6 protein-coding genes are annotated in these 7,438 nt (G+C 74.0%); 4 read left to right on the top strand and 2 right to left on the bottom strand.

The genetic code is table 11. The features are described 5' to 3' along the window. Nucleotides 1-71 precede the first annotated feature (71 nt). Together AB0D08_RS23615 and AB0D08_RS23610 are read right to left on the bottom strand one after the other, a co-directional pair. A complete protein-coding gene (locus AB0D08_RS23615; protein ID WP_359891309.1) occupies nt 72-1,394 on the bottom strand; it encodes an LLM class flavin-dependent oxidoreductase in 1,323 nt (440 codons plus the stop codon). A 121-nt stretch (nt 1,395-1,515) separates the two neighbouring features. Continuing rightward, nucleotides 1,516-2,718, bottom strand: a complete 1,203-nt coding sequence (locus AB0D08_RS23610; protein ID WP_051811684.1) for an ROK family transcriptional regulator — start codon at nt 2,716-2,718, stop codon at nt 1,516-1,518. A 193-nt stretch (nt 2,719-2,911) separates the two neighbouring features. On the opposite strand from AB0D08_RS23610, the gene AB0D08_RS23605 reads away from it, so the two are divergent. The 4 genes from AB0D08_RS23605 (at nt 2,912) to AB0D08_RS23590 (ending at nt 7,432) form a co-directional block, all read left to right on the top strand. After that, complete coding sequence (locus AB0D08_RS23605; protein ID WP_359891307.1) at nt 2,912-5,503, top strand: sensor histidine kinase KdpD; 2,592 nt, start codon at nt 2,912-2,914, stop codon at nt 5,501-5,503. Continuing rightward, entirely contained in the window at nt 5,500-6,180 is a 681-nt protein-coding gene (locus tag AB0D08_RS23600) for a response regulator (RefSeq protein WP_033818075.1), read from the top strand. The genes AB0D08_RS23605 and AB0D08_RS23600 overlap by 4 nt, the downstream gene beginning before the upstream one ends. A gap of 62 nt (nt 6,181-6,242) precedes the next feature. Beyond that, a complete protein-coding gene (locus tag AB0D08_RS23595) occupies nt 6,243-6,653 on the top strand; it encodes an OB-fold nucleic acid binding domain-containing protein (protein ID WP_033818076.1) in 411 nt (136 codons plus the stop codon). Further along, a complete protein-coding gene (locus tag AB0D08_RS23590) occupies nt 6,650-7,432 on the top strand; it encodes a DUF3159 domain-containing protein (protein ID WP_233288895.1) in 783 nt (260 codons plus the stop codon). The genes AB0D08_RS23595 and AB0D08_RS23590 overlap by 4 nt, the downstream gene beginning before the upstream one ends. Nucleotides 7,433-7,438: the final 6 nt, after the last annotated feature.

Below are 7,438 nucleotides of genomic sequence, written 5' to 3'. Positions count from 1 at the left end.
CCGCCTCCGGTGCCCGAACAGCCCAGGAGCACACGCCAGATGGCGATCCGCAAGTCCACCATGCACGCGGGTCAGCGGGCGTGGCGGCCGGCGGGCCGGGGCAGGCCGTAGTGCTCGCGCAGGGTGCGGCCGGTGTAGCCGTCGCGGAACAGGCCGCGCTCGCGCAGGATCGGCAGGACGTGCTCGGTGAAGTGGGTCAGGCCGTCGGGCAGGATCGGCGGCATGATGTTGAAGCCGTCGGCAGCGCCTTCGGTGAACCACTGTTCGATGTGGTCGGCGAGCTGTTCGGGGGTGCCGACGACGACCTGGTGGCCCCGGCCGCCGCCGAGCCGGCCGACCAGTTGGCGCAGGGTCAGGCGGTCGCGTTCGGCGAGGTCGCGGATCAGCTCGAAGCGGCTCTTGGCGCCGTTGATCTCGGTGACCGGGGGCAGCGGGGGCAGGGGGGCGTCCAGGGGGTGGTCGGTGAGGTCGACGCCGAGGACGGTGGACAGGACGCCGATCGCCCGGGCCGGGTCGATCAGGTCGTCGAGTTCCTGGTCGAGCGCCTTGGCCTCGGCCTCGGTGGAGCCGAGCACCGGGACCACGCCGGGGAGCACCTTGAGGCCGGCCGGGTCGCGGCCGGCGTCGGCAGCCTGCCGCTTGAGGGCGGCGTAGAAGGACTGTCCCTCGGCGAGGGTCTGCTGGGCGGTGAACACGGCCTCGGCCCAGCGCGCCGCGAAGGCGCGGCCGTTGTCGGAGGAGCCGGCCTGCACCAGCAGGGGGTGGCCCTGCGGGCTGCGCGGGATGTTCAGCGGGCCGCGGACCTTGAAGTGCTCGCCGACGTGGTCGATCTCGTGCACCCTGGCGGGGTCGGCGAAGGTGCCGCGTTCGCGGTCGAGCAGCAGCGCGCCGTCCTCCCAGCTGTCCCACAGGGCGGTGGCGACCTGGAGGAACTCGTCGGCGCGCCGGTAGCGGACGGCGTGCTCCTGGTTGGCGTCGCGGCCGAAGTTCTGTGCGGCGCGGTCGCCGGCCGAGGTGACGATGTTCCAGCCGGCCCGGCCGTGGCTGATGTGGTCGAGCGAGGCGAACTGGCGGGCCAGGTTGTACGGCTCGGAGAAGCCGGTGGAGGCGGTGCCGATCAGGCCGATCCGCTCGGTCACCACGGCGAGTGCGGTGAGCAGGGTGAACGGCTCGAAGTGGCTGATCAGGCCCCAGCCGCCGGCGGCGCGGGCCTCGACGCCGTCGGCGAGGAAGACCGAGTCGAAGGAGGCGGCCTCGGCGGCCTGGGCGAGGTGCTGGAAGTGCGCGATGTCGGCGGCCCGGCCGGGGTCGGTCCGCGGGTGGCGCCAGGCGGCCTCGTGGTGGCCGACGCCCATCAGGAACAGGTTGAAGTGCAGCTGGCGGTCTTCGGGCATGGCGAAACGGCTCCGGTTCCGGAGGAGTGAAGGGGTCAGCTGCCATCGTCCAGGCGGTCGGCGGGCCGGACAACGATTCGCCGGGCCGTGGAATTAATGCCGCGTTGACGGTGCGGCAGCATCACAGTGCGCGTGCGGTCCGCAGCTCCATCGGGCGCTGGTACGCGCTGTCCAGGACCCCGGCGCAGGCTGCGACGGCGAGGATGTCCCGGCCGAAGGAGGCGCCGGTGACCAGCGGCGGGGGCTGCGCCCTGGTGTGCCGCAGCACGTGTTCCCTGAGGTGGCCGGTGAGGTCGGGCAGCGTCAGCAGGCCGCCCTCGCTGACCACCAGGACGTCGGGGTTGAGCACGTCGATCAGCAGGGCGGCGGCCGGCGCCGTCCGCTCCAGCCGTTCCTCCAGCAGCCGGCGCGCGCCGCGGTCGCCGGTGGCGGCCAGCCGTAGCAGCAGGTCGAAGTCGGGTGCCGGGATCAGCCCGCCGGTGTGGGCGCGGCGGGCCACGGTGTCCTGCGAGACGGTGGCCTCCAGGCAGCCGGTCCGCCCGCAGGTGCAGGGTTCGGTGGAGCCGGGGACCGGCAGGTGGCCGATGTCGCCGGCCCGGGAGCGGTGGCCGCGCAGGACGGTGCCGCCGGTGGCGATGGCGGCGTCGACCACGTTGCCGACGAACAGCTGGACCAGCCCGGTGGCTCCGGTGCCCGCGCCGAACAGCAGCTCGGCCTGGGCGAGTGCGCGGGCGTGCCCGTCGAGGTGGACGGGCAGCCGGGTGGCCCCGGCCAGCAGGTCGCGGACGGGGACGTCGTGCCAGCCCAGCGGTCCGTGCTCGACCACGGTGCCGCGCTCGGAGTCGACCCAGCCGCCGGTGACCACGCCGAGTCCGAGCAGGGAGCGGCCGGCCGCCCGGCGGGCGACGAAGCCGGGCAGGTGGCCGCGGACGGTGCGCAGCACGGCGGCGGCGTCGCCGCGCCGGGGCACCCGCTCGTGGGCGACCACCCGGCCGCGCAGGTCCAGCAGGCCGAAGGTGAGCCAGGGCACCCCGATGTGGACGCCGGCCGCCAGGTGGTGGCGGGTGTCGATGTCCAGCGGGAGCTGGGGGCGGCCGGCCCGGGGCGGGCCTTCCCGGGGCGGGAGTTCGCGCAGCAGGCCGAGTGCGCTCAGGTCGGCGGTGTGCCGGGAGACGGCGGCCGGGCTGAGGCCGGTGGCCCGGCCGAGGGCGGCCCGGGTGAGCGGTCCGTCGGCCAGGACGGTGCGCAGGACGGCGCCGACGCCGCCGCCCTCTACGGGCAGCGGTGCGCGGCCGGCGGGGACGGGGGCGACCAGGGAGAGCATGCGGTCGATTGTCCCGGCGGGGTGTTGCGCGGCCGTGGCGGCGGCGTGAACCGCCGGCCGGGCCGTCAATAACGTGCTAAAACCGCCGTTGAACCGTATCGAACCAGGGAGATTCACTCGAAAAGCCGTAGTCTCGCAGGTGGCGAACAGTTGTCCGGGGTGATGCCCCCCGGGCCGGACCAGAATGGTGCTCATGGCACGTGGCAGGCTGCGGATCTACCTGGGGGCCGCCCCCGGCGTGGGGAAGACGTACGCCATGCTCTCCGAGGCGCACCGGCGGCAGGACCGCGGCACCGACGTGGTGGCCGGTCTGGTCGAGGACCACGACCGTCCGCTGACGGCCGCGCTGGCCGAGGGCCTGGAGACGGTTCCACGGCGGCTGCTGACCCACCGGGGCGCGCGGTTCGCCGAGCTCGACCTGGACGCGCTGCTGGCCCGCCGCCCGCAGGTGGCCCTGGTGGACGAGCTCGCCCACACCAACGTGCCCGGCAGCCGCAACGCCAAGCGCTGGCAGGACGTCGAGGAGCTGCTGGCGGCCGGCATCGACGTGGTGTCGACCGTCAACATCCAGCACCTGGAGTCGCTCGGCGACGTGGTCGAGGGCATCACGGGCGTGCGGCAGCGCGAGACCGTCCCGGACGAGGTGGTCCGCCGGGCCGACCAGATCGAACTGGTCGACATGTCGCCGCAGGCGCTGCGCCGCCGCCTCGCGCACGGCAACGTGTACGCCCCGGAGAAGATCGACGCCGCGCTGGGCAACTACTTCCGTCCCGGCAACCTGACCGCGCTGCGCGAACTGGCCCTGCTCTGGACGGCCGACCGGGTCGACGAGTACCTCCAGCGCTACCGGGCCGAGCAGGGCATCCAGGGCACCTGGCAGGCCCGCGAGCGGATCGTGGTCGGCCTGACCGGCGGGCCCGAGGGCGCCACCTTGATCCGCCGGGCCGCCCGGATCGCCGACCGCGGGGCCGGCGGCGAACTGCTGGCGGTGCACATCGCCCGTTCGGACGGCCTGTCCGGCGAGGGTTCGCCGCACGCGCTGATCGAGCAGCGGGCGCTGGTGGAGAGCCTCGGCGGCAGCTTCCACACCGTGCTCGGCGACGAACCGGCGGCCGGCCTGCTGGCGTTCGCCCGCGGCGTCAACGCCACCCAGATCGTGCTGGGCAGCAGCCGCCGCCGCCCCTGGCAGTACGTGTACGGCCCCGGGGTCGGCTCGACCGTCACCCGGGACTCCGGCGACATCGACGTCCACATGGTCACCCACGAGCACGCGGCGGCGGGCCGCGGCCGGATCCCGGTCCGGCGGATCACCGACCTCGGACGGACCCGCACGGTCGCGGGCTGGCTGATCGGGGTGGCCGGCCCGCCGCTGCTGGCGCTGCTGCTCACCCAGGTGCACTCCTTCGGGCTGCCCACCGACATGCTGCTGTTCCTGTCGCTGACGGTCTGCGCCGCGCTGGTCGGCGGGCTGCTGCCGGCCGTCGCCTCGGCGCTGATCGGCTCCAGCGCGCTGAACTACTTCTTCACCCCGCCGCTGCACACCTTCTCCATCTCCGAGCCGCAGAACATCCTCGCCGTGGCGATCTTCACGGCGGTCGCCATCGCGGTCGCCTCGGTGGTCGACCTGGCCGCCCGCCGCACCCACCAGGCCGCCCGCAGCCAGGCCGAGGCGCAGACCCTGAGCGCCCTGGCCGGCACCGTGCTGCGCGGCGCGCCCGCCGGGGAGGCGCTACCGGGCGGCGACAGCGTGCTGACCGCCCTGCTCGACCAGGTCCGGGAGACTTTCCAGGCCGAGGCGGCCGCGCTGCTGGAGCGCCCGGACCCGCACGGCCCGTGGCAGAGCCTGGCGGCCAGTGGTGTGCGCTCGCCGGCGCGCCCCGAGCAGGCCGACGTGGACGTACCCGTCGGCGACCGGCTGGCGCTGGTGCTGCGCGGCCGGGTGCTGCCCGCCGAGGACCGCCGGCTGCTCGGCGCCTTCGCCGCCCAGGCCGCGGTGCTGCTGGACCGCCGCAGGCTGGCCGGGGAGGCCGCCGCCGCCCGCCGCGAGGCGGAGGGCAACCGGATCCGTACCGCGCTGCTCGCCGCCGTCTCGCACGACCTGCGCACCCCGCTGGCGGGCATCAAGGCCGCCGTCACCTCGCTGCGCTCGGCGGACGTCGAGTGGGACGAGGAGGACGAGGCCGAGCTGCTGGCCGGTATCGAGACCGGCGCCGACCGGCTCGACCACCTGATCAACAACCTGCTCGACATGAGCCGGCTGCAGACCGGCACGGTGACCCCGCTGATCCAGCCCACCGACCTGGACGAGGTGGTGCCGTACGCGCTCGGCGGGGTGCCGCCCGAGGAGGTCCGGCTGGACGTGCCGGAGACCCTGCCGATGATCCACGCCGACGCCGGGCTGCTGGAGCGGGCGCTCGCCAACCTGATCGAGAACGCCGTCAAGTACAGCCCCGACGGCCAACGGGTGCTGGTCAAGGCGGACGCCCTGAAGCCGGCCGGCGCCGACGGCCGGGTGGAGCTGCGGATCGTCGACCGCGGGCCCGGGGTGCCCGAGGAGGCCCGCGAGCGGATCTTCGCGCCGTTCCAGCGCTACGGTGACGCCCCGCGCGGCGCCGGCGTCGGCCTCGGCCTGGCCGTCGCCCGCGGCTTCGTCGAGGCGATGGGCGGCACCGTGGCCGCCGAGGACACCCCGGGCGGCGGGCTCACCATGGTGGTCACCCTGCCCGCCGTCGACCTGCCCGACCACCAGCCGATGCCGACCGACCGAAAGGCGGAGCCCGTATGACCCGGGTCCTCGTCGTGGACGACGAACCGCAGATCGTCCGCGCCCTGGTGATCAACCTGAAGGCCCGGAAGTACGAGGTGGACGCCGCCCACGACGGTGCGAGCGCCCTCGAACTGGCCGCCGCCCGCCACCCCGACGTGGTGGTGCTCGACCTCGGCCTGCCCGACATGGACGGCGTGGACGTGATCCGCGGGCTGCGCGGCTGGACCAGGGTGCCGATCATCGTGCTGTCCGCCCGGCACGCCTCCGACGAGAAGGTCGAGGCGCTGGACGCCGGCGCCGACGACTACGTCACCAAGCCGTTCGGGATGGACGAGCTGCTGGCCCGGATGCGGGCGGCCGTGCGCCGGGCCGAACCGGTGGCCGGCGAGGACGACTCGGTGGTCACCACCGAGACCTTCACCGTCGACCTGGCCGCCAAGAAGGTCAACCGGGACGGCGTCGACATCCGCCTCACCCCGACCGAGTGGCACCTGGTCGAGGTACTGGTCCGCAACTCCGGCCGGCTGGTCAGCCAGACCCAGCTGCTCCAGGAGGTCTGGGGCCCGGCGTACCACAAGGAGACCAACTACCTGCGGGTCTACCTCGCGCAGCTGCGCCGCAAGCTGGAGGCCGACCCTTCGCACCCGCGGCACTTCATCACCGAGCCGGGCATGGGTTACCGCTTCGAGCCGTGACCGCCCGCGGCGCTGACCTGGAGACCCGCCACCGGGGGCGGCGAAACCGGTACCCTTCCGGCATGAGTGGTGACAACAGCAGCGTGCAGCCGCAGGGCCGGTTCCGGCGGATGCTCAGCCGGCTGACCTCCTCCCCGGAAGAGCTCGAGGCCGAGGAGCTGCGGCAGGACACCGCGGAGTCCGGGTGCACGCCGATCGCCAGCTGCGGCGACCGTGAGGTGGTCACCGTGGCCGGGACCCTGCGCACCGTGACGCTCCGGCCCCGGGCCGGGGTGCCCGCGCTGGAGGCGGAGCTCTTCGACGGCAGCGACGCGCTCGACGTGGTCTGGCTGGGCCGCCGTTCGATCGTCGGCATAGAGCCGGGCCGCCGGCTCATCGCCAGCGGCCGGATCAGCCACGCACGCGGCCGCCGCGTGCTCTTCAACCCTCGGTACGAGCTGCGTCCGGTCGGACACGGGAGCGAATCAGCGTGACCAACCTGCCCGGCGGCGAGCCCGCCGCCCGCACCGCCGCCCCCGGCGACGACCTCGCCGGATACGTCGACCACACGCTGACCGAGACGGTGGTGACGTCGGCCGCCGAGCAGTGGGAGCAGTCCGAGGCCGACCGCAGGGCAGCGGACGAAGCGGCCTCCAAGGAGGCCGCCGACACCGTGATGAAGGCCTTCGGCGGGGTCCGGGGAATGATCGACATGACCCTCCCGGGTCTGGTCTTCATCCTCACCTTCAACATCACCCACCAGGTGGCCGCCGCCGCCTGGGCCGCGCTCGGCCTCAGCGCCCTCTTCGTCGTGGTGCGCCTGGCCCGGCGGGAGACCATCCAGCACGCCTTCAGCGGCGTCTTCGGGGTGGCGATCGGCGCCTGGATCGCGATGAAGACCGGCAAGGCCGAGGACTTCTACCTGCCCGGGCTGCTCTACAACGTCGGCTACTGCCTGGTGCTGGCCGTCTCGGCGCTGGTGCGCTGGCCGCTGGTCGGCCTGATGCTCGGCCCGGTCACCGGCGAGATGTTCACCTGGCGCAAGCAGAACCCCGGCCGGCTGGCCGCGTACACCAAGGCCACCTGGGCCTGGGTGGTGATCATGGGCATCAAGCCGGTGATCCTCTTCCCGCTGTACTTCACCCACAACACCTCGCTGCTGGGCTGGCTCAAGACGGCGCTCGGCATCCCGGCCCTGGCGCTGGCGATGTACGTGACCTGGCGGATCCTGCTCAAGGCCCCGGCGCCGATCAAGGCGGAGATCGAGGACTGAGCGGGC

It is taken from the genome of Kitasatospora sp. NPDC048540 (genome assembly GCF_040651175.1).
Taxonomy (GTDB): domain Bacteria; phylum Actinomycetota; class Actinomycetes; order Streptomycetales; family Streptomycetaceae; genus Kitasatospora.
Note: the sequence above shows the minus strand (reverse complement) of the source record. Positions and strands in the feature narration are given on the sequence as shown.